At 45.3% G+C, this 20,827-nt stretch carries 16 protein-coding genes and 1 tRNA gene; 11 read left to right on the forward strand and 6 right to left on the reverse strand.

The genetic code is table 11. The annotated features are described in order from the left end of the window. From ICE93_RS06885 to ICE93_RS06915, 7 genes are all read left to right on the forward strand, one after another. A complete protein-coding gene (locus ICE93_RS06885; protein ID WP_216186810.1) occupies positions 1-225 on the forward strand; it encodes a hypothetical protein in 225 nt (74 codons plus the stop codon). A gap of 194 nt (positions 226-419) precedes the next feature. Then, entirely contained in the window at positions 420-2,222 is a 1,803-nt protein-coding gene (locus ICE93_RS06890; RefSeq protein ID WP_216186812.1) for an NADH-ubiquinone oxidoreductase-F iron-sulfur binding region domain-containing protein, read from the forward strand. 39 nt (positions 2,223-2,261) lie between these two features. Further along, positions 2,262-5,156, forward strand: coding sequence for a formate dehydrogenase subunit alpha (gene fdhF, locus ICE93_RS06895; protein WP_216186814.1), 2,895 nt, complete (start codon positions 2,262-2,264; stop codon positions 5,154-5,156). Between the two features lie 116 nt (positions 5,157-5,272). Then, positions 5,273-5,494, forward strand: coding sequence for a ParD-like family protein (locus tag ICE93_RS06900; RefSeq protein ID WP_255554526.1), 222 nt, complete (start codon positions 5,273-5,275; stop codon positions 5,492-5,494). Further along, positions 5,494-5,772, forward strand: a complete 279-nt coding sequence (locus ICE93_RS06905; RefSeq protein ID WP_216186818.1) for a type II toxin-antitoxin system RelE/ParE family toxin — start codon at positions 5,494-5,496, stop codon at positions 5,770-5,772. The genes ICE93_RS06900 and ICE93_RS06905 overlap by 1 nt, the downstream gene beginning before the upstream one ends. A 40-nt stretch (positions 5,773-5,812) precedes the next feature. Next, the gene (gene nadB / locus ICE93_RS06910; protein WP_216186820.1) at positions 5,813-7,471 is read left to right on the forward strand and encodes an L-aspartate oxidase; all 1,659 of its coding nucleotides are present in this window, start codon (positions 5,813-5,815) and stop codon (positions 7,469-7,471) included. A gap of 62 nt (positions 7,472-7,533) precedes the next feature. Then, on the forward strand, positions 7,534-8,913 hold the full coding sequence (locus ICE93_RS06915) for a TAXI family TRAP transporter solute-binding subunit (protein WP_216186822.1): 1,380 nt from the start codon (positions 7,534-7,536) through the stop codon (positions 8,911-8,913). Here the strand turns inward: ICE93_RS06915 and nadC are convergent. Genes nadC through pgi form a run of 4 tightly spaced genes read right to left on the reverse strand, consistent with a single transcriptional unit; the run spans position 8,910 to position 13,911 of the window. Beyond that, positions 8,910-9,767 (reverse strand): carboxylating nicotinate-nucleotide diphosphorylase, encoded by an 858-nt coding sequence (gene nadC / locus ICE93_RS06920; RefSeq protein WP_216186824.1) that lies wholly within the window; start codon positions 9,765-9,767, stop codon positions 8,910-8,912. The genes ICE93_RS06915 and nadC overlap by 4 nt on opposite strands. 57 nt (positions 9,768-9,824) lie before the next feature. After that, positions 9,825-10,952, reverse strand: a complete 1,128-nt coding sequence (gene nadA, locus ICE93_RS06925) for a quinolinate synthase NadA (RefSeq protein WP_216186826.1) — start codon at positions 10,950-10,952, stop codon at positions 9,825-9,827. A 39-nt stretch (positions 10,953-10,991) separates the two neighbouring features. Further along, entirely contained in the window at positions 10,992-12,377 is a 1,386-nt protein-coding gene (locus ICE93_RS06930) for a phosphomannomutase/phosphoglucomutase (protein ID WP_216186828.1), read from the reverse strand. Between the two features lie 43 nt (positions 12,378-12,420). Next, positions 12,421-13,911 carry a glucose-6-phosphate isomerase gene (pgi, locus tag ICE93_RS06935; protein WP_216186830.1) on the reverse strand — a complete coding sequence of 497 codons (1,491 nt, stop codon included), beginning with the start codon at positions 13,909-13,911 and terminating at the stop codon, positions 12,421-12,423. Between the two features lie 113 nt (positions 13,912-14,024). On the opposite strand from pgi, the gene ICE93_RS06940 reads away from it, so the two are divergent. Continuing rightward, entirely contained in the window at positions 14,025-15,161 is a 1,137-nt protein-coding gene (locus tag ICE93_RS06940) for an NAD(P)/FAD-dependent oxidoreductase (protein ID WP_216186832.1), read from the forward strand. A gap of 44 nt (positions 15,162-15,205) precedes the next feature. Beyond that, positions 15,206-15,295: transfer RNA gene (locus ICE93_RS06945), tRNA-Ser, on the forward strand. Positions 15,296-15,377: 82 nt separating this feature from the next. Here ICE93_RS06945 and ICE93_RS06950 read toward each other — a convergent pair. Then, the gene (locus tag ICE93_RS06950; protein WP_216186834.1) at positions 15,378-15,956 is read right to left on the reverse strand and encodes a hypothetical protein; all 579 of its coding nucleotides are present in this window, start codon (positions 15,954-15,956) and stop codon (positions 15,378-15,380) included. Between the two features lie 101 nt (positions 15,957-16,057). Continuing rightward, positions 16,058-16,966: an autotransporter domain-containing protein gene (locus tag ICE93_RS06955; protein WP_216186836.1), complete on the reverse strand. Its 909-nt coding sequence runs from the start codon at positions 16,964-16,966 to the stop codon at positions 16,058-16,060. A 148-nt stretch (positions 16,967-17,114) separates the two neighbouring features. Between ICE93_RS06955 and ICE93_RS06960 the strand changes: the two genes are divergently transcribed. Then, positions 17,115-18,560: a sensor histidine kinase gene (locus tag ICE93_RS06960; protein WP_216186838.1), complete on the forward strand. Its 1,446-nt coding sequence runs from the start codon at positions 17,115-17,117 to the stop codon at positions 18,558-18,560. A gap of 104 nt (positions 18,561-18,664) precedes the next feature. Next, a complete protein-coding gene (locus tag ICE93_RS06965) occupies positions 18,665-20,764 on the forward strand; it encodes an alkyl/aryl-sulfatase (RefSeq protein ID WP_216186840.1) in 2,100 nt (699 codons plus the stop codon). Positions 20,765-20,827 lie beyond the last annotated feature (63 nt).

Genomic DNA, 20,827 nt, shown 5'->3' on the forward strand with positions numbered 1-20,827 from the left:
ATGAATTCAATAAATATGCGCATTTTTTCCATCTTCACGCTATTTGCCTTTTTGGGTCTTACCGGCTGCGGCTCCATTGAATCAGCCGCTCAAGAAGACTGCACCTCAATTGGTTGGCAAATTGGCAGCAAAGGCTACCAAGATTGCTACAAAGCAAGGCTTTACGAGCGCAAGTTGGATTATTCACTTCCTCCTGGCGACAAGCCTTCTCCATCCCTGATTTAATTAGGGTAAACCCTAGATTCAAGTCCTTGAGCGCCGTCAAGGACTTGGGGGTATAAATAACCCAAAATAAAGCGTTGTTTTGCGCATTTCTAGCCTTCTAAGTATTTGGCTTGGCAGGACTTTTTAGTGGGCAAGATGGGAAAAACTTTGCATTCGTGCAAAGCAATAAATATAAAAATTAGAGACTACAAAATATGAATCATCCAAAGCCTTCTGGAGAAGTCAAAGCGGTTGCTGTGGCAACGGCAGATGATTTGAGGGAAACCATTCGTCGTAAGAGTAAGTTGAAGGGGCGTCAAGCTGATGATGCTTCTATTGCAGAGGTGCGCAAACTTATTGGAATTGCACCGCATCGTCGTGACTTGCTCATTGAGAATCTTCATAAGCTTAACGATGAATACCGCGCTTTGCATGATCGACATTTAGTTGCCTTAGCAAAAGAAATGAATTTGCCAATGGCAGAGGTATATGAAGTTGCTACTTTCTATCACCACTTTGAAGTCGTACGTGGCAATGATCCAGTAGCAGATATTCTGATTCGTGTTTGCGATGGTATTGCTTGTGAATTGGCGGGAGCACAAAATCTCTTGTCTAAATTGCCAGCTATCCTTGGCAATCCTAGTATTAAAGTCGTGGCAGCCCCATGTGTAGGGCGTTGCGAGCAGGCGCCTGTAGCCGTGGTTCACCAATATCCAGTGCTATTTGCAACAGCCGACAAGGTTTCTGCTGCTGTCAAAAATAATCTGACAGCACATCCGATGGCTAAAGATGATGCTGTGTTTGAGCCTGCTGCTTTAGCAGAGCAGGGCGTATCACCCCAAGGAGAGCTGCAAACAGTTTGTCCTGATTACGTTGGTTACGAGTCTTATCGCGCACAAGGTGGTTACGCTTTAGCACAAGAAATCCACGAAGGTAAGAAAGACGCTGAGAGCATCATCAAGGCCATGGAAAGTTCTGGCTTGCGCGGTTTGGGTGGTGCAGGATTTCCAGCGGGTCGCAAGTGGCGCATTGTGAAGGATCAAGTTGCCCCTAAATTAATGGCTGTGAACATTGACGAAGGTGAGCCAGGAACATTCAAAGATCGCACCTACTTGGAGCGCGATCCACATCGTTTCTTAGAGGGTCTATTGATTGCCGCCAATGTGGTTGGTATTGATGCTTGCTATATCTACTTGCGCGATGAATATCATGGCTGCCGAGAGTTGCTAGAAGCCGAGTTGGCAAAGTTAAAAGCTAATCCACCATTTAAGTTACCTACGATTGAATTGCGTCGTGGAGCAGGTGCTTATATCTGTGGTGAAGAGTCCGCCATGATTGAAAGTATCGAAGGCAAGCGTGGTGAGCCTCGCATGCGCCCTCCATACATTGCACAAGTAGGTTTGTTTGGCAGACCAACCCTCGAGCACAACTTTGAAACCTTGTACTGGGTGCGCGATATTGTCCAGCGCGGACCAGAGTGGTTTAGCTCATTCGGTCGTCATGATCGTAAAGGCTTGCGTAGCTTCAGCGTGAGTGGTCGTGTGAAGAAACCTGGTGTGAAGTTAGCTCCTGCCGGTATCACCATTCAAGAACTAATTGATGAGTACTGCGGTGGCATGCAAGATGGCCACAAGTTTTACGGCTATTTGCCTGGTGGGGCATCGGGGGGCATCTTGCCAGCGACTATGAACGACATTCCGCTCGACTTTGATACCTTGCAACCTTATGGCTGCTTTATTGGTTCTGCTGCGGTGATGGTATTCAGCGACAAAGATAAGGCGCGCGATATGGCTTTGAACGTCATGCGTTTCTTTGAGCATGAGAGTTGCGGTCAATGCACTCCTTGTCGTGTAGGCACGGGCAAAGCAGCTCAACTGATGCAAGCCAAGTCTTGGGATCAAGAAACTTTAGAAGACTTAGCCACGGTGATGGTGGATGCTTCTATTTGTGGTCTAGGTCAAGCGGCACCAAACCCCATTCGTTGTATTCATAAATATTTCCCGGAAGAAGTAGCTTAATAAAAGTAAATATAAAAATCAGGGAATAAAGAGACAAACATGAACGCTCCAACAAATCCTAAAGAACTTCAATTGCAAACCGTTGAGTTTAAGCTAGACGGCAAGACCATCGTTTCCTATGAAGGTGAAACGATTCTCAAAGCTGCTAAACGTCACGGCATTGATATTCCACACTTGTGCTTTAAAGATGGCTACCGTCCAGATGGCAATTGCCGTGCTTGCGTAGTCGAAATTAATGGTGAACGTACATTGGCACCAAGCTGCTGTAGAAGTGCAACACCTGGCATGGAAGTGAAAGCCAATAGCGAACGTGCACTAAAGAGTCAAAAGCTTGTCTTGGAGATGCTGCTCTCTGATATGCCTGATGAAGGCTTTAAGTGGGTAGGTGACACCAAAGAAGAAGAGCAGAAGAATCAGCATGGCGAGCTCAGTACTTGGGCTGCGCGCATGAATGTCACTGTGCGCCCAGAGCTCAGAGCTATCCGCCGTGAAAAAGTGAGCAGTGATGTTTCTCATCCGGCGATGGCAGTCAATTTAGATGCGTGCATTCAATGTAATCGTTGTGTACGTGCATGCCGTGAAGAGCAGGTCAACGATGTGATCGGCTACGCGATGCGTGGTGCTCATAGCGAGATCGTATTTGATCTGAATGATCCAATGGGCGAGAGCACCTGCGTAGCTTGTGGCGAGTGCGTGCAAGCTTGCCCAACTGGCGCATTGATGCCTAAAGGTTTAATTGGTTCGCAAACGGTAGATCGCAAGGTAGATTCTGTTTGTCCATTCTGCGGTGTTGGTTGCCAAATTACCTACAACGTCAAAGACGAAAAGATTGTTAGCGTAGAAGGTCGTGATGGCCCAGCAAACCACAATCGTTTATGCGTTAAGGGTCGTTTTGGTATGGACTATATCCATAATCCACAACGCCTTACTAAGCCATTAATTAGAAAAGCAGGCGTTCCAAAGGATGAGTCCATGCTTGAAGGCAGGCAAGACTGGTCTGACATCTTCCGTGAAGCAACCTGGGAAGAGGCTTTGGAAGTTGCTGGCGGCGGCTTAAAGAGACTGAAAGATCAATACGGTAACAAAGTATTGGCTGGCTTTGGCTCTGCAAAAGGCAGTAATGAAGAAGCTTATCTATTTCAAAAACTGGTACGTACAGGTTTTGGAAGCAATAATGTAGACCATTGCACGCGTCTTTGCCATGCTTCATCTGTTGCTGCTTTATTAGAAGGTGTAGGCTCTGGCGCAGTAAGTAATCAGGTAAATGATGTTGAGCACTCAAGCTTAATCATGTTGATTGGATCAAATCCAACCGCTAATCACCCCGTTGCTGCTACCTGGTTTAAGAATGCTGCTAAACGCGGCGCCAAAATTGTTCTGTGTGATCCGCGTATGACCGAGATTAGCAAACATGCTTGGCGCACAATGCAGTTCAAGCCTGATACCGATGTGGCTATGCTTAATGCAATGATCTATACGATTATTGAAGAAGACTTGGTTGATAAAAACTTTGTTGAAAATCGTGCCAATAATTTTGCAGCCTTAAAAGAGAACATCAAAGGCTACAGCCCAGAAGCGATGGCGCCAATCTGCGGTATTCCAGCAGAAACACTGCGTGAAGTGGCTAGAGAGTTTGCAACTACCAAATCAGCAATGATTTTGTGGGGTATGGGTGTTAGCCAACACGTTCACGGTACTGATAATGCTCGCTGCTTAATTGCCTTAGTGAGTATCACAGGCCAAATTGGTAAGCCAGGATCTGGTTTGCATCCATTACGTGGACAGAACAACGTTCAGGGCGCTAGTGATGCTGGTTTGATTCCAATGATGTTCCCCAACTATCAGCGCGTCGATAATCCAGAGGCACATGCTTGGTTTGAGAAATTCTGGGATACGCCGTTAGATAAAAAGCCCGGATATACCGTGGTAGAGATCATGCATAAGATCACTGCGCCTGATTCTGATCCAGACAAGATTCGTGGCATGTATGTCGAAGGTGAGAACCCAGCGATGAGCGATCCTGATTTAAATCATGCCCGTCATGCTTTGGCTTCCTTGGATCTTCTCGTAGTTCAAGATATCTTCATGACAGAAACCGCTTTGCTGGCTGATGTCGTATTGCCTGCAAGTGCTTGGCCTGAGAAGGTCGGCACGGCAAGCAATACAGACCGTATGGTGCAAATGGGCAAGAAAGCAATTAACCCTCCTGGTGATGCCAAGCCTGATCTGTGGATTATTCAAGAGATCGCTAAGCGTATGGGTCTCAATTGGAATTACCAAGGTCCTGACGCTGGTGTTGCTGAGGTTTATGATGAGATGCGTCAAGCCATGCATGGTGCTATTAAGGGTATTACTTGGGAGCGCCTGGAGAAAGAATCAAGCGTTACCTATCCATGTTTATCCGCTGAAGATCCAGGTCGCCCTATTGTGTTTGATGATCAATTCGCCACGGCCGATGGTAAGGTAAAACTTGTACCTGCCGACATCATTCCAGCGAATGAACGTCCCGATGCTCAATACCCATTTGTATTGATTACAGGCCGACAGTTAGAGCATTGGCATACCGGTAGTATGACTCGTCGCGCTACTGTGCTTGATGCTATTGAGCCTATGGCAACTGTGTCTATGAATGGTGAGGATATGACTCAGTTAGGTGTATCTGCGGGTGATGTGATTACTGTTCAGTCTCGTCGTGGTGAAGTGGGTATCCACGTGAGAAGGGATGACGGTACGCCAAGAGGTGTGATCTTTATTCCATTTGCATACTATGAGGCTGCTGCTAACCTCATTACAAATCCTGCTCTAGATCCATTTGGCAAGATTCCAGAGTTTAAGTATTGCGCTGTGAGGCTGGCCAAAGGTGGTCAAGCAGCCAAGATCATGGGATACGGCACGAATGCCCCAGGTGGATCCAAGGTTATGTCCAACGTTTAAAGATCACTCAAGAAAAACACAACAAGGCTCCTATATGGAGCCTTGTTTGTATTTAAACCCTATATTCCACATTACTACTTTTGTAGTAAAATACAGTAAAGGGGGTCCAAATGGGTATGCCGGTAAGAATTGATGATGATCTATATGAATTAGCCAAGGTTGAAGCCAAGGTGGAGCATCGAACGATTGCCGGGCAGATCGAGTTTTGGGCAAAAGTAGGTCGGGCGGCAATAGATAACCCAGATTTGCCCGTAGCATTCATTACGGAGTCGCTCGCATCATTGGCTGAGCCTAGAGAGCAATCCACCCCATTCATCCCTCGCACTAGGAAGCTTTGATGGCGTATGACGTTTATCAAACACGCCGATTCTTAAGGCAATACAAAAAATTAAATGACAAAACTGCCAAGGATGTCGATGACGCTGTAATCCTGGTGGCTAAAAAGCCAACTATTGGAGAAAAAAAGAGCGGTGATTTTTCTGAATTATGGGTATTTAAGTTTAGAAGCGGTAATCAGCTTTATTTACTTGGGTACTCGATGGATGACGGGCTAAGACTAATTTATCTGGGGTCTATAGGGTCTCACGAAAACTTCTATCGTGACATTAAGCGATAAATGAGCGGATATCTCTAGGGACCTTTAGAATAAGACCTCAATGGCCAGTTCAAAACCCTCCTCACAAACCAACAACAAGGCAGAGCTACCCGTGCTTATTATTGGAGCGGGTTTAGCGGGTCTAACGGTCGGATTACATATGGCTGAATCCCAGCCAGTGATTTTGATGGCCAAACGCGGTTTAGGTGAGGCTGCGACAGCTTGGGCGCAAGGCGGTATTGTTGGTGTTGTCGATAAAGAGCATGACAGTATTGATTCACATGTAGCCGATACCTTAGACGCAGGCGCGGGTTTAGTTGTTGAATCTACTGCCCGGTACATTGCTGAAGAGAGTGCTGAGGCTATTCGTTGGTTGGTAGAGCAGGGTGTTCCGTTCACCACCGATGAGGCTGGCCCAATGGGTTTGCATTTAACTCGCGAAGGTGGACATAGTCATCGCCGAATTGCGCATGCTGCTGATGCCACCGGTAAAGCAATTCATGAGGTGCTGTTGGATAAAGCAAGAGCACATAAAAATATTCAGATCTTAGAACATTGGATTGCTCTTGATCTCATCACCAATCGCCAGCTTGACGCTAGGACGCAGCGCACTAAGCCGAACCGTTGTTATGGTGTGTATGCGCTCGATATTAAAAACAACCGCGTGGAAACGATTGAAGCCAAGTCAGTAGTGCTGGCTACAGGAGGTGTAGGTAAGGTTTACCGCTACACCAGTAACCCTGATACTGCTACCGGCGATGGTATTGCCATGGCTTGGCGCGCTGGTTGCCGGGTAGGCAATATGGAATTTATTCAATTTCATCCGACCTGTTTGTATCACCCTAGCGATCGCACATTTTTGATTACCGAAGCAATGCGCGGCGAGGGCGGTTTATTGAAGCTGCCTGATGGCGCACGCTTCATGCCTGAGCACGATGACCGTCATGAGTTGGCGCCACGCGATATTGTTGCTAGAGCCATCGACTTCGAAATGAAAAAACACGGCTTGGATTATGTACATCTTGATGCTACTCATTTAGGTGAGGCATTTATTAAAGAGCATTTCCCAATGATTTATGCTCGTTGTATGAGTCTTGGTTTGGATATTACTAAAGAGCCCATTCCAGTAGTTCCTGCTGCGCATTACACCTGCGGTGGCGTGGTGACTGATCTCAAAGGTCGTACAGACTTGCCAGGACTTTATGCAGTCGGTGAAGCAACTTATACTGGCTTGCATGGAGCCAATCGCTTAGCTAGCAACTCCTTATTAGAGTGCGTTGTCATTGGTAAGGCGGCTGCAGAAGATATTTCACAATTAAAAGCCCCAGCAATGCCCAATTTACCCCTCTGGGATGAGAGTCAGGTGGAAGATGCTGATGAGCAGGTAGTCATTGCTCATAACTGGGATGAGCTCCGTTCTCTCATGTGGAACTATGTCGGTATTGTCAGAACTAATCGCCGTCTTGAGCGAGCTCTACATCGTATTAAACTACTGCGCTACGAGGTGCAAGAGTATTACGCCAACTTCAAAGTAACGCGCGATTTAATTGAGCTCAGAAACCTATTGGAGTGCGCTGAGTTGATCGTCCGCTCGGCTCTAATGCGCCGCGAGAGTCGGGGATTACATTACAGTCGCGATTATCCAGGCACTTGGGCTGTTTCTTACCCAACCATTCTTACCCCTCAGGTGGAAGGCGCTGAGAGCGATTCAGCCTCGTAGTCTCTTAAAGCTATAGAACTCCATTTTTGGTGATAAGCTAACTCAATATCACAAGGAATTTCATGGTCAGCTTTAAAGAGGAAGTCTACGAACATATCTCGGCTGTTTATCAAACTGCTGTAGATGAGATTAAGAATGTCTTTGGCTTAATTAAAGAAGTATGGCCATTGATCTTTTTATTACTTCTCGCTCTAACTATTCTCATCTGGTTTGCTAAACCCGCCCCACCCGATAAAGTGTCAATGGCCACAGGTACCGGTGGATCCTATAAGATCTTGGGTGAAAAATATAAAGCCTATTTTGAGAAAAAGGGTATTGAGCTCAAACTAGTAGAGACTCACGGCTCTAAAGAAAATCTACAGCATTTAATAGATCGCAAAGACCCAATTCAAGCGGCTTTTGTACAAGGTGGAATGATTGCCGTAGACAACTTATCTGGCGTGCAATCTCTGGGTAGTATTGACTATGAGCCCGTGTGGATTTTTTACCGTAGGAATACTTTCAATGAAGGTATTCATGTTTCTGATCGAGATATAGCTAAGCTCAGAATAAATATTGGAGCCGTTGGAAGTGGCACCCATACTCAAGCGCTGAGTATCTTGAAGCAAAATCATCTCAACCCAGCGGCTCCCAATTTATTGAGTATGAATAATTCTGATGCTGTGAATGCCATTGAGCGAGGGGATATTGATGCCATATTTTTGGTGGACGGCTATGATTCGCCTAATGTACAAAGGCTGATCAAAAACCCAAATATTCGTTTGGTGACATTTATTCGGGCAGATGCCTATACTCGTTTAATGCCTTATTTTGAGGAGTTGACGGTCCCTATGGGTGGATTTGACTTGGGAAACAATATTCCAGATCACCCCATTCAGCTAATTTCCACAACAACAAATCTCTTAATTGATGATCGCCTACATCCTGCGATTCAAATTCTCTTTTTGGAAGCTGCCAAAGAAATCAATGGAGCTAAGTCCTATTTCTCAAAAGCAGGTCAGTTCCCTGTCTATATGAATACCGAGGCGCCACTGAGTAACGAAGCAAAGTTTTTCTATGAAAAGGGTACGCCAACCTTGATGAAGTATTTGCCATTTTGGTTGGCAGAGTTTTTAGAGCGGATGTTTTTCCTCTTGCTACCTTTTGCTGCCTTTTCATATCCCATTATTAAATCAATCCCTAGCTATAGAATCAATCTGGCGAAAAAGCAGATTAATTCAATTTATAAAGAGCTGGATAAGTTTGAGCAGAATACGATTCAAGCCTTCGAACCCAATCGTCGTGGTGAATACATTGAAGTGCTCAATGAGATGGAGCGAAGGGTTCTTGCCTCAAAAGCGGCCAAGCTAGCCACTGCCGACTGCTATAGCCTACGAAACAACATTGAATTTATCCGCAATGCCTTGGAAAAGCAGGTGATTTATAAGGGTAGGGAAAGCTAACCTAGGATCCTCATCGAAAAATCAACCGCATTAATATCTTTGGTTAATTTTCCGAGTGATATGCGGTCAACGCCAGTGCTTGCAATAGCGCGTATTTGGTCTAGATTGATGCCACCCGAGGCTTCCAGCAAGGCGCGTCCAGCAGTGATTGCAACAGCTTGCTTCATTTGATCGGTATTAAAGTTATCAATCAAGATGCTCTTGGCGCCGGCAGTCAAGGCTTCTTCCAGTTCCGCAAAGTTTTCTACTTCAATCTGAATATCTACACCCGCATTTAGAGCTTGTGCATTTTTTAGGGCTGCAGTGACGCTACCAGCTGCAGCAATATGATTTTCTTTAATCAAAATGCCATGCCAAAGTGCTAGGCGTTGATTCTTGCCACCACCAACGAGTACTGCATATTTTTGTGCCTGGCGTAGCCCCGGAATTGTCTTGCGAGTATCTAGAACGGCACAGCCTTTAGGGTTAGGGCTGGCACCTTCAATTGCATCAACATGCTGGCGGGTGATGCTTGCTGTCCAAGAGAGCGTTTGCAAGAAATTAATACAGGTGCGCTCAGCAGAGAGCAGGGCTTGTGAGTCAGCCTCGATATCGCAAACCTTGGTGTCGGGTTTCATGAGATCACCCTCTAGGTAATGCCAAGTAACCTTAGTATTGGGATCAAGTTTCTTGAGAGTCCCTTCAAACCAATCTACGCCACAAAGCACCGCTTCCTGACGAACAATGAGCTGAGCCTTTACTAGCTTGTTAGGCACTAACTTTGCAGTCCAATCGCCCGTGCCAATATCTTCCATGAGTGCATCGGCAATATTACGTTGGCGGGCTTGCTCTAGCGTTTCGTTGTATTCAAACATGAAAACAATATCTATCTAAAAAGAAAATAAAAAAAGAAAGAGAAATCAGTAACTAAATCACGCAGCGCCGATATTTTTCACAAATCCATGTTGTGCTTTGGCTAAGAGGTCAGGATGGCTCTTGGTGAAGTCGAGCATTCGCTCGATACAACCTAATGCCTGAACTCGAATTTCCTCATCAATCAAGATTTCCCCAGATGCGTTTTCTAAACAATTCAAAATGCCTTGTAGGCCATTCATGGCCATCCAAGGGCAGTGTGCACAACTCTTACAAGTGGCGCTATTGCCTGCGGTAGGAGCTTCAATAAGTTTTTTATTTGGAGCTAATTGACGCATGCGATGCAAGATACCATTGTCAGTTGCCACAATGTATTCATTTGCAGAACCCTCTACTACGGCATTAATCATGGCAGAGGTAGAGCCCACAACATCTGCTAGGTCTACCACTGCTTGTGGAGATTCGGGGTGTACCAAAACCATTGCATTAGGATGTGCAGCCATCAACATCTCTAGTTCCGCTGCCTTAAATTCATCATGAACAATGCAAGCACCATTCCATAACAACATATCTGCGCCAGTTTGTTCTTGGATATAGCGACCAAGATGACGATCCGGTGCCCACAAGATTTTTTTACCATCAACTTTGAGTTGATGAACAATAGCAAGGGCGCATGAACTTGTAACCATCCAATCGGCTTGTGCTTTTACTGCTGCGCTAGTGTTGGCATACACAACGACAGTGCGATCTGGATGTGCAGCTCTAAAAGTTGCAAAGTCTCTAGCATCACAACCTAGATCTAATGAACAAGTGGCATCGAGGTCAGGCATGAAGACACGTTTTTCTGGACTAAGGATCTTTGCTGATTCGCCCATGAAGCGCACGCCGGCAACAATCAAATTTTTAGCAGGGTGATTTTTACCAAAGCGCGCCATCTCTAAAGAGTCGGCAACATAGCCCCCGGTCTCCATTGCTAAGTCTTGAATATCTGCATCCACGTAATAGTGGGCAACTAATGCTGCATCTTTCTCAACTAGCAGTTTCTTGATCAGGGCAATGACGGTAGCTTTTTCAGTACCATGCAGTTGGGGTGGGGTCTTTGCCCAAGCTTGGGCTGTACAGGTAACTCCAGCGGAATCTTGCTGGGGGTAGTCAAAGGCAATCGAGGTCCTAACAGTTGAATTCATACGAAATCTTACTTAACCCTAGTAATCTTGGCTGAAATGCTAGAACGGCAGCTTGGCATCAGGCTTGGCAGCCAGTAGGACCGCCTTAAATTCTGCCTGAATGCGGGCAATAGCTTCTTCACTGTCTGCTTCAAAGCGCATCACTACCACTGGGGTCGTGTTAGATGGTCTAGCCAGGCCAAAACCATCAGCATATTCCACGCGCACACCATCAATTGCATTAATGGACTCAGAAGTAGGGAACTTGGCATGGGCTTTGATAGTTTCTAGCAAAGCAAAGGGCTCGCCTTCAGCGCAAGCAATTTGCAATTCAGGGGTGCAGATTGCATTTGGTAAATCATTGAGCGTCTGATTAGAATTTTTTTCTTTTGACAGAATTTCTAGAAGACGTGCGCCTGTATACAGGCCGTCATCAAAACCAAACCAACGATCCTTAAAGAAAATATGCCCTGACATTTCGCCGGCGAGTGGAGCGCCTGTCTCTTTGAGTTTGGCTTTAACCAAGGAGTGACCTGTTTTCCACATCAGCGGCTCTCCGCCATATTGCTTCACATAGGTTGCGAGATTACGAGTGCATTTAACGTCATAAATAATTTGACCACCTGGATTGCGTGACAGAACATCTTTAGCAAAGAGCATCATTTGGCGGTCTGGAAAGATTACCTGACCATCCTTAGTGACCACACCTAAGCGATCGGCATCGCCATCAAAAGCAAGTCCGAGTTCATTATCGGTAGTCTGTAAGTTCTTGATGAGATCTTGGAGGTTCTCAATGTGTGCAGGATCTGGATGGTGATTTGGAAAATGACCATCTACTTCACAAAAGAGTTCTTGTACTTCACAACCCAAAGCCCTAAAGAGTTTTCCGGCAAATGCACCGCCAACACCATTGCCGCAGTCGACAGCAATCTTGATAGGGCGGGCTAATTTCACATCACCAATAATGCGATCTAGGTACATTGGGAAAATATCAAACTCGGTTCTGCTGCCTTGGCCGGTAGCAAATTTCTTTTCTTCAATGCGTTTACGTAGCGCCTGAATTTGATCGCCATAAATAGCTGCACCACCCAGAACCATCTTGAAACCATTGTAGTTAGGGGGGTTGTGGCTGCCGGTAATCATGATGCCGGACTTTGGTTTCTTGCCGTTCAGTGTTTGATTGGTTCCAAAGTACACCATCGGTGTAGCGACCATGCCCAAATCGATCACATTAATACCAGTAGACAGCAATCCTTCAGTCAAGGCTTTAATTAGGCTAGGGCCTGATAAACGACCGTCGCGGCCAATCACAATCTCAGTTTCACCAAGCTCACACATTTCAGTACCAAAAGCTTGGCCAATCAATTTGGCAATCGATGGATCTAAAGTTTCATCAATAATGCCGCGGATGTCGTAAGCTTTGAATATAGAAGGTGAGAGTTGCATAAGCTTTCTTTCGGTGTCTAGACTAGAGCTAGAGCTAATAAAACTATTGATTAAATAAGTTAATACGGGCGGCCGTTACTTCATCAATGCCAGTATTGGCTTGAACGGTGCCATCATTTTTCAGAGCCGCCTCAATTGGCTTTGCTAGAACTTTGCCAAGCTCAACGCCCGGTTGATCAAAGCTATTAATATTCCATAAAGCGCCAAGCGCTGTGGTGCGATTCTCATAAAGCGCCAAAAGGGCGCCCAAGTAAAAAGCATTGAGCTTAGGCAGAATCAATAAATTACTGGGGCGCTTACCAGGATAGGTATTGTTTGGGTTGTCGGTCTTCTTGCCGTTGGCTAAGGCTTGTGCTTGAGCTAGACAATTAGAGAGTAGGATGCGGTGATGCGCTTGTGCCTCAGGCAAATTACTCATAGGCTCGCGCACTGCGATGAAATCAATTGGAATGATTTCTGTACCTTGATGTAATAGCTGAAAGTAGGAGTGCTGCGCATTACTACCGGAGCTTCCGAAAACAACTGGGCAAGAAAATTTCACTGGCTTGCCGTCACGATCGACGCTCTTCCCATTACTTTCCATATCCAGTTGTTGCAACCACTTTGGGAACCAATCTAAAGCATCCGCATATGGAATAACGGCATAGGATTTAATGTGGTGTTTTTCTTGCTGGAATAGCAAGCTGAGCGCCATGATGACGGGCAGATTTTCTTCAAGAGGTGCAGTTTTGAAGTGCTGGTCAATGGCTTGTGCGCCTGACAGAAATTCTTTAAAGGTATCAAAGCCGTATTGCAATGCAATGGGTAGGCCTACTGCAGACCAAACAGAGTATCGCCCGCCAACCCAATTCCAGAATGGGTAGATATGGTCTTGATCAACCCCAAACTCTTTAGCTGCGGGCACATTGGCTGTAACAGCAAAAAGGGATTTGCCTATTTGGCTGTCGGTAAGACCATTGTTCTTTAGCCATTTCACAACTGCCTTGGCATTCATAGTTGTCTCAAGTGTTGTAAATGACTTCGAGACAATAATGACTTTGGTGCTGTGCGGTAAAGCGCGTTGCAAAATGCGGTTTAATTCTGCTGTGTCGATATTGGCCAAGAAATGCATGCGCATGCCACGACTCTCTATGTCGGGAACATGAGCCAAAGCCTCGATCGCTAGGCGTGGACCAAAATCAGACCCACCAATACCGATATGGATAACGTCGGTAACGCCAATCCATTTATTGCATAAAGCCTCGATTCGTTGCCAGACTTGTGCAACATCCGGCATGACATCTTTGCCATCTACCAAAACGGGTGATTTATCTAAATTGCGAAGAGCGGAGTGAAGAGCGGGGCGATTTTCTGAGTTATTGACCGCCTTGCCGGCAAAAAGATCGGTAATAAATTGCTCCAGATGGGCTTTTCTTGCCTGCTGAAAGAGGGAATTCCATCCAGCCTCACCAATGCCTTGATAGGCGCTGTCTAAAAAGATGCCGTTAGTTTGATGGAGGGGTTGCGAGTTCTGTGCAGCGGGTTTTAAAGACATCTATGAATTTTATCAATAACTGACCTCCAAAACTCCCAAAAACTACCTTAAACCACTGAAAATGTTACGATTTCAGCATGAATATAAGCAAATCTAGACGCAGAGTCGGCTAAATGGACCGGGTTGACTGTGTCGTTATTGGGGCTGGGGTCATTGGCTTAGCGGTTGCTAGAGAGATGGCTTTACAAGGCCGAGAAACTATTTTGCTTGAGCGCGAAAGCGCATTTGGCACGATTAGTAGCGCTCGTAATAGTGAGGTAATCCATGCTGGCATTTATTACCCCAAGGATTCACTTAAGGCGAAGTTATGTGTAGAAGGTAATCGTATGCTGTACGAGTACTGCCGTACGCATCACGTAGCCACTCAACCTTACGGCAAACTGATTGTAGCTAGCGATGAATCTCAATTAGATGACCTGCAGGCCATCCTCTATAAAGCACAACAAAACAACGTTCCAGAAATCAAAATGATCACTGGTGAGCAAGCAAAATCTATGGAGCCCGAGCTCAATTGTTCTGCTGCTGTACTTTCAGCTTCAACCGGTATCGTTGATAGCCATGGCTTCATGCTGTCCTTGCTTGGTGGTTTTGAGGATGCTGGTGGTATGGTCGCTTATCAATCCCCGCTGATCAGTGCAAAGCCGCTAGGAGCAAACGCTCAAGATGGATTCGAGTTAGAAATCGGTGGCGCAGATGTCATGAAGATTCAAACGAAGCTTCTGATTAATTGCACCGGCATGAGTGCACCAGCGATTGCAAAAAAGATTGAAGGGCTCGCTAAGGAGCAAATCCCAAAAGCGTATTTCGCAAAAGGTAATTACTTTTCTCTCTCTGGGAAATCACCATTTAAGCATTTGATTTATCCGATTCCTGAACCCGGCGGCTTAGGCGTGCACCTCACTCTGGACATGGGTGGTCAAGCTAAATTTGGGCCTGATGTTGAATGGCTAGAAATCGATGAAGAAAATCAAATCGATTACACAGTCAATCCTAAGCGGGGTGACGGCTTCTACGAAGCCGTCAGAAAGTACTGGCCAGGTCTGAAAGATAATGCTTTACAGCCAGATTACTCAGGCGTTAGGGCAAAAATTGTCCCGCCCAATGCGCCTGCAGGCGACTTTTGTTTCAATACACCCAGGGACCATGGTATAGAGGGACTCTTTAATCTATATGGCTTCGAGTCCCCGGGGCTTACCTCCAGCCTAGCAATTGCCAAGTATTTAGAGTGTCAAATCAAAAGTTCTCTATAATCTAGGACTTGAATCAACCGTGATTCACAGTAAGTCGAACTAAAGGAAGAGTGGCAGAGCGGTTGAATGCACCAGTCTTGAAAACTGGCGAGGATGAAAGTCCTCCGTGAGTTCGAATCTCACCTCTTCCGCCAGATCAAATGCAAAAAAGCCCAGCAATTAATTACTGGGCTTTTATCTTTTCAGACGTTAGAAAAGAATTGCTACATCTTACGATTACTTCTTAGCTGGAGCGCTTACAACTGCAGCAATTGCTTCTGTGTAAACCACTTTAACTTGATCGTTTACAGCGATATCTTTCAATAGATCAGCATTTTTAACTTTGACCTTGAAGAGGTTTCCATCAGGGCCTTTTAAAGAAACAATGTTCTTAGCCGTATCAATAGCTTCAACGTTAGCAGTTGCAGTCACAGTATTGGTTGTGATCATGCCTGGCTTATCACCTTGAGGAGCGGTTACGGTGCTGGTGCTTACTTGCTCACCAACTGCACCTGGATTTTTAACCTTAACTAACTCAACAGCAATAGCCATTTCGTAAACAACATCAAAACGGTCGCCTACCTTGATTTCTGCAAAGTTCTTCACATCAGGACCAGCAACGATAGAGGTTTCGCCGTCTTGATTTTTGAGGGTAACAGTGCGAGTTGCGGCATCAATCTTCGTTACTTCTCCGTCATAGATCAGTGCGGCTTCTTGAGCGGCTACACCAGCTACAGGAGCTTTTGGTTTGGTGAGCATGAAGTAGGCGCCAACCGCAATAGCTGCGATAACAACAGCGATGATAATTTTTTTCATATTAGTTTGATCCTTAAGGAATTTAGAGTGCATCACCATGGGATGATGTGGTAATAGGTAAACACTAGCGATTTAGTATTTATGGCAATTATATTGCTCCATTAGAAGCTAGCAGCAAGTCCAATTGATGTGCCATGCACGTTTTGACCAAATTGGTACCTAAATACAACCCTGATGCGGCTAAAGATGGGGTCAGAGGCGCTACGATCTAGTTCAATGCCTGTTCCGACTGAGGAGAGGGAGTTAAACCCTAGGGCTCCTCGTAAGTCGCCCAAGAACTCTGTATGAGCCAACTCAAAGACTGCACGAAGTGGCCTATCCAGTAGCGTGATCGAAGTAGGAATGCGACTTCTAGCCCAAAGCGCCAGACTTTGAGAATCAGCAGAACCTTGTACTGCCGTGGAGGTATCAAAGGTTTGCACCGGAATATTGGTGTAGCGTAACTCCACATCAATCTCTTGATCTGGTTTGTAGTTCTCATAGTCGAGCATAACGGAGCCGCCTAAACCGTAAGAGTTCATGCGACCGCCGTTCAAAAATTGCAGATCAACACCTTTGCGATTTTCAATCACACGTGAGGCGATTGAGAGATCGCTTTCTAAATGCCCAAGCATGACGTTCGCAATTGGTCTAAAGCGTAATTCATTGGTAATGGGGAAGTCCCAGCCAACCCCTCCCGTGCCGGTGACGCTATTCCAGTGCACTGGAACGGTAACGGAAGAATTGCCGATGCCATCAGTAAAGTTTGGATTGTAGCGGTTAACAGCGATAGTACCTTCAAGATAAAGCGGAAAGTTCGCGCTAATGCGATCGCCACCACCTAAGGAAATCATTTGTAAATCCGAGTTATCGCCATCTTTATTGCGTATTGATAATGACCCGGTTGTCACATCAGGGGTAAGAGAATAGCCAGTAATTGTCATAAAGGCATCAGCACGCTTTTTAAGATAATTGTTTGCTGCGTTATATAAAGCTGTCTGTGCGCAAACACCCCTGATAAATCCAATCATCAGGCAAAGAGCAACTAAAAAAAGTGTGGTACGCCGCAGGCTCATGCCAAGAGGTATCAATTGAATCCAGAAGATATACATTTTAAGTTACCTAGAAGCTAGCTCTAGGGCGAATACCGCTTCATTTTTAGGATGTACCATTGAGTCTATGAAGCTTTTGCTTGCACTCTATTTCTTTATATTAGCGATTATCCAAACGGGCTTATTGCTTGGTATTTATCACTACTATCGCTCCCAGAATACAGTACGACCAAATATTTACTGGCTAACCTCCTTGGCAACGAGCTCATTGGCGCTTGCTATTTTTGGTGGAGGCATTATCACTATTGATGATATTTCTCGCCCAGAATTTAATTTCACCATTGGAAATACGCTGTTTTACATTGCCGCAGTTTCGCAAGCGTTATTTTGCCAATCGTTAAATCGTGATGTAAGTAAGGCGACCAAAATTATTTTGGGTATTTCAGCTGTTTTATTCTTATTTATATTTGAGTACCTCAGAAATACTTCAACGTTCGAAACCCGTACTGCATTTATGTGCGTTTTGGCAGGCTTCTTTTATGTATGGCAAATTCTTGAGATTAGGTTAAAGCGTAAATCATCGCCATCAAGTCAATTAATCTATCTTCAGTATGCAAGTAGTGCAGAATTATTTTTTGCAATCGGTCGTTTAACTATCTTATTGATTGGCGCCTTGAGCATTAAGCAAGTTGAGCAGATCCCGCAGATACTGATTCTCTTTACGATTGCTCAACTCGTTATGAATACGCTTTCCTACATAGCAATTGGCAGTTATTGGGCCGAGCAAATTGCTTTCTCAAGCTTTAAGTCCAACCAAGAAAATCAGGAGATTAAAGTGCTTCTGAGGGAACGGGAAACCCTTATAGCATCATTACTTAAAGCCAATAAGACCGCTAGTACAGGCGCTTTGTCTGCCGCTATTGCCCATGAGTTAAATCAACCCTTGGGTGCCTCAAGTCTCAATATTCAATTTTTACAAAAGAAACTTTCAGAGGGGCAGTTAAATCCTGAGCTTGAAAAAGAAATTTTTGCCACTTTGCTTTCAGACAATCAGCGGGCTGCGGGGATTATTCGTTCATTACGCTCAATATTTTCAGATGATAAGGTGGGCTCTTCCAAAATTGATCTTGCTGAGTTAATTGAGGTGGTGCTTAACATTACTAAGCCAGAGATCACTGCAAAATCGATTCAGATAGTGCTCAGTGTTGAACCTCATTTGCTGGTTCAAGCGAATCGAGGTGAGATTCAACAAGTGCTATTGAATTTGGTGAATAACGCGATTCAGGCCTTGATAACTTCCTCACAGCCCTTCAAGAAATTGATGATAGAAGCACGGCATGTGGAGGGCGGTGTTTTATTGACCGTTGCAGATAACGGTGATGGCATTCCGGAGTCCTTACAAAACCAGTTGTTTGAGCTTCTCTCGAGCACCAAGACGTCTGGAATGGGTCTGGGGCTTTGGCTTTGTAAACATATCATCACACGCCATGGGGGCAGTATTGAGTTCGTGCCAAATGATAGTGGTGGCGCAAAATTTATAGTGACACTCCCCGACGCAATTGAACTGGCTTAACTCTCGCTAAATAAATTAGCTCTAAAGCTAATTGCCCTAGACAAAGCAAGCCATATCATTCGAGATATAGGCATTTAATTGATATTTCCCATTTGGATTAGGTTATGAAAATCAAACTTTCTCAAATTACGCTAGTCGCTTCATTAATGAATTCTGGTTTGGCCTTGGCCGCTGGTGGCGGTGGTGTTGTTGCTGATTCTGGTGCAATGCAAGGCAAACACTTTGACTCCAAAGGCAAGATGCCATCTAGCTACACTGTGGAGCTCCAAAATGGTTTGCGCAAAACACTGCCGTTTGAAGATAAGCGTGATTTTGAGGAGTCTAAAAGAGGCTTCATTGCTGCGCCAGCCTACAAAACGATTATGGCTGATGCTGGCAACGTCGCTTGGGACATGGGTAGCTATGAGTTCCTATTACAAGGTAAAGATTTTGATAGCGTGCATCCATCCTTGCAACGTCAAGCCATTCTCAATATGGGCTATGGTTTGTATGAGGTAGTGCCGGGTAAAATTTATCAAGTTCGCGGCTTTGACTTATCGAATATTAGTTTCGTGAAAACGAATTCTGGTTGGATTGTCTTTGACCCATTGACCTCAAAAGAGACCGCTAGAGCAGCTATGGAGTTGGTTAATGAAAAACTAGGCAAGCGCCCAGTCGTTGCTGTGGTCTACTCTCACTCGCATGCCGATCACTTTGGTGGTGTTCGTGGTGTAGTCGAAGAGGCCGATGTAAAAAGCGGCAAGGTAAAAATCATTGCCCCAGCAGGCTTTATGGACCATGCCGTAGCTGAAAATGTCTATGCAGGTAATGCCATGACACGCCGCTTGTATTTCCAGTATGGCGTCTTATTGCCGCGTAGCCCATTCGGCCACGTTGATCAATCGATTGGTAAAAATACTGCGGCTGGCAACTTGGGTTTAATTGAGCCAACTATTCTAATTAACGAGCCATTTGAAAAAATGACGATAGACGGTGTTGAAATGGAATTCCAAAATACACCGGGAACAGAGGCGCCTGCCGAGATGAATACCTATTTCCCGCAGTTCAAAGCATTCTGGGCTGCAGAAAATATTACCGGTACCATTCATAACATCTATACCTTACGCGGTGCTCTAGTGCGCGATGCTTTGGCATGGTCTAAGAATATTAACAATGCCTTATATCGTTATGGCAATGAGGCGCAAGTAATGTTTGCTTCGCATTCTTGGCCGCGCTGGGGTAATGAGCGCGTTCAAGAGGTGATGCGTACTCAGCGCGATAGCTATGCGCACCTTAACAACGAAGTGCTTCATTTGGCTAACAATGGTGTGACCATCAATGAAGTGCATAACGTGTATAAACAGCCCGAGAGTTTGAAGAAGCAATGGGCAGCGCATAGTTACCACGGTTCAGAAGAGCACAATAGTCGCGCTGTGATCAATCGCTATTTGGGCTACTGGGATGCCAATCCTGCCACCTTGATTCCCTTGTCACCAAAAGATTCTGCGCCACTGTATGTGGAGATGATGGGAGGTTCTAGCAAGATCATGGCCAAGGGTAAGCAACTCTATCAGCAGGGTAAATATCGCGAGGCGATGGAGATTGTGAATAAGTTGGTTTATGCAGAGCCTAACAATACTGCCGCTAAGGATTTGCTAGCAGACATTTTTGAGCAAATCGGCTATCAAAAAGAAAGTCCTAGCGTGCGCAATAGTTTCCTGGGTGCTGCATACGAGTTACGTCATGGCATGCCTTCTGGCGCATCACCGAAGACTAATGGCCCTGACATGATCAGAGCAATGACCACAGAGCTCTGGCTCAATGCATTGGCAATCAGCATGGATAGTAAAAAAGCTGCTGGTATGAAGTTCACTATCAATCTGAGTACTCCAGATAATGGTGAAAAGTTTGTTGTGGAGATGAGCAATTCTGCGCTGACCAATATCAAGGGTTATCAAGATAAAAATCCAAACCTCACTATCAGTGTGAATCGTAGCGACTTAGAAAAAGTCATGGGTGGTCAAACTACCTTTGAAAAACTTCAAGCCGAAGGTAGGGCAAAGTTTGAAGGAGACCGTAAAGTCTTCGATCAATTGCGCAGCACCATGACTACCTTTACGCCGGACTTTGAATTAGTGCCTGGCACCAAGGCTAAAGCACCACCAGCCAAGCCTAGCAGGGATCTGTTTGAGGCTCCCCTAATTGCTAATTCTGATGGCGCTTAAGCTAATCTACGGGTAGGTAATAAACAATGGGCTCCTAGGAGCCCATTTCTTTTATCTATTTCA

This window comes from Polynucleobacter sp. MWH-HuK1 (assembly GCF_018881815.1).
Taxonomy (GTDB): domain Bacteria; phylum Pseudomonadota; class Gammaproteobacteria; order Burkholderiales; family Burkholderiaceae; genus Polynucleobacter.

What these genes read in the sequence shown, in the direction of transcription:
- ICE93_RS06915 (WP_216186822.1), top strand. Translation starts at nt 7,534, where the DNA reads ATGGTCAGCTTTAAAGAGGAAGTCTACGAACATATCTCGGCTGTTTAT.
- ICE93_RS06955 (WP_216186836.1), bottom strand. Translation starts at nt 16,966, where the DNA reads ATGATTGGATTTATCAGGGGTGTTTGCGCACAGACAGCTTTATATAAC.
- ICE93_RS06950 (WP_216186834.1), bottom strand. Translation starts at nt 15,956, where the DNA reads ATGAAAAAAATTATCATCGCTGTTGTTATCGCAGCTATTGCGGTTGGC.
- fdhF (WP_216186814.1), top strand. Translation starts at nt 2,262, where the DNA reads ATGAACGCTCCAACAAATCCTAAAGAACTTCAATTGCAAACCGTTGAG.
- ICE93_RS06960 (WP_216186838.1), top strand. Translation starts at nt 17,115, where the DNA reads ATGAAGCTTTTGCTTGCACTCTATTTCTTTATATTAGCGATTATCCAA.
- ICE93_RS06885 (WP_216186810.1), top strand. Translation starts at nt 1, where the DNA reads ATGAATTCAATAAATATGCGCATTTTTTCCATCTTCACGCTATTTGCC.
- ICE93_RS06940 (WP_216186832.1), top strand. Translation starts at nt 14,025, where the DNA reads ATGGACCGGGTTGACTGTGTCGTTATTGGGGCTGGGGTCATTGGCTTA.
- pgi (WP_216186830.1), bottom strand. Translation starts at nt 13,911, where the DNA reads ATGTCTTTAAAACCCGCTGCACAGAACTCGCAACCCCTCCATCAAACT.
- nadB (WP_216186820.1), top strand. Translation starts at nt 5,813, where the DNA reads ATGGCCAGTTCAAAACCCTCCTCACAAACCAACAACAAGGCAGAGCTA.
- ICE93_RS06890 (WP_216186812.1), top strand. Translation starts at nt 420, where the DNA reads ATGAATCATCCAAAGCCTTCTGGAGAAGTCAAAGCGGTTGCTGTGGCA.
- nadC (WP_216186824.1), bottom strand. Translation starts at nt 9,767, where the DNA reads ATGTTTGAATACAACGAAACGCTAGAGCAAGCCCGCCAACGTAATATT.
- ICE93_RS06905 (WP_216186818.1), top strand. Translation starts at nt 5,494, where the DNA reads ATGGCGTATGACGTTTATCAAACACGCCGATTCTTAAGGCAATACAAA.
- ICE93_RS06900 (WP_255554526.1), top strand. Translation starts at nt 5,273, where the DNA reads ATGCCGGTAAGAATTGATGATGATCTATATGAATTAGCCAAGGTTGAA.
- nadA (WP_216186826.1), bottom strand. Translation starts at nt 10,952, where the DNA reads ATGAATTCAACTGTTAGGACCTCGATTGCCTTTGACTACCCCCAGCAA.
- ICE93_RS06965 (WP_216186840.1), top strand. Translation starts at nt 18,665, where the DNA reads ATGAAAATCAAACTTTCTCAAATTACGCTAGTCGCTTCATTAATGAAT.
- ICE93_RS06930 (WP_216186828.1), bottom strand. Translation starts at nt 12,377, where the DNA reads ATGCAACTCTCACCTTCTATATTCAAAGCTTACGACATCCGCGGCATT.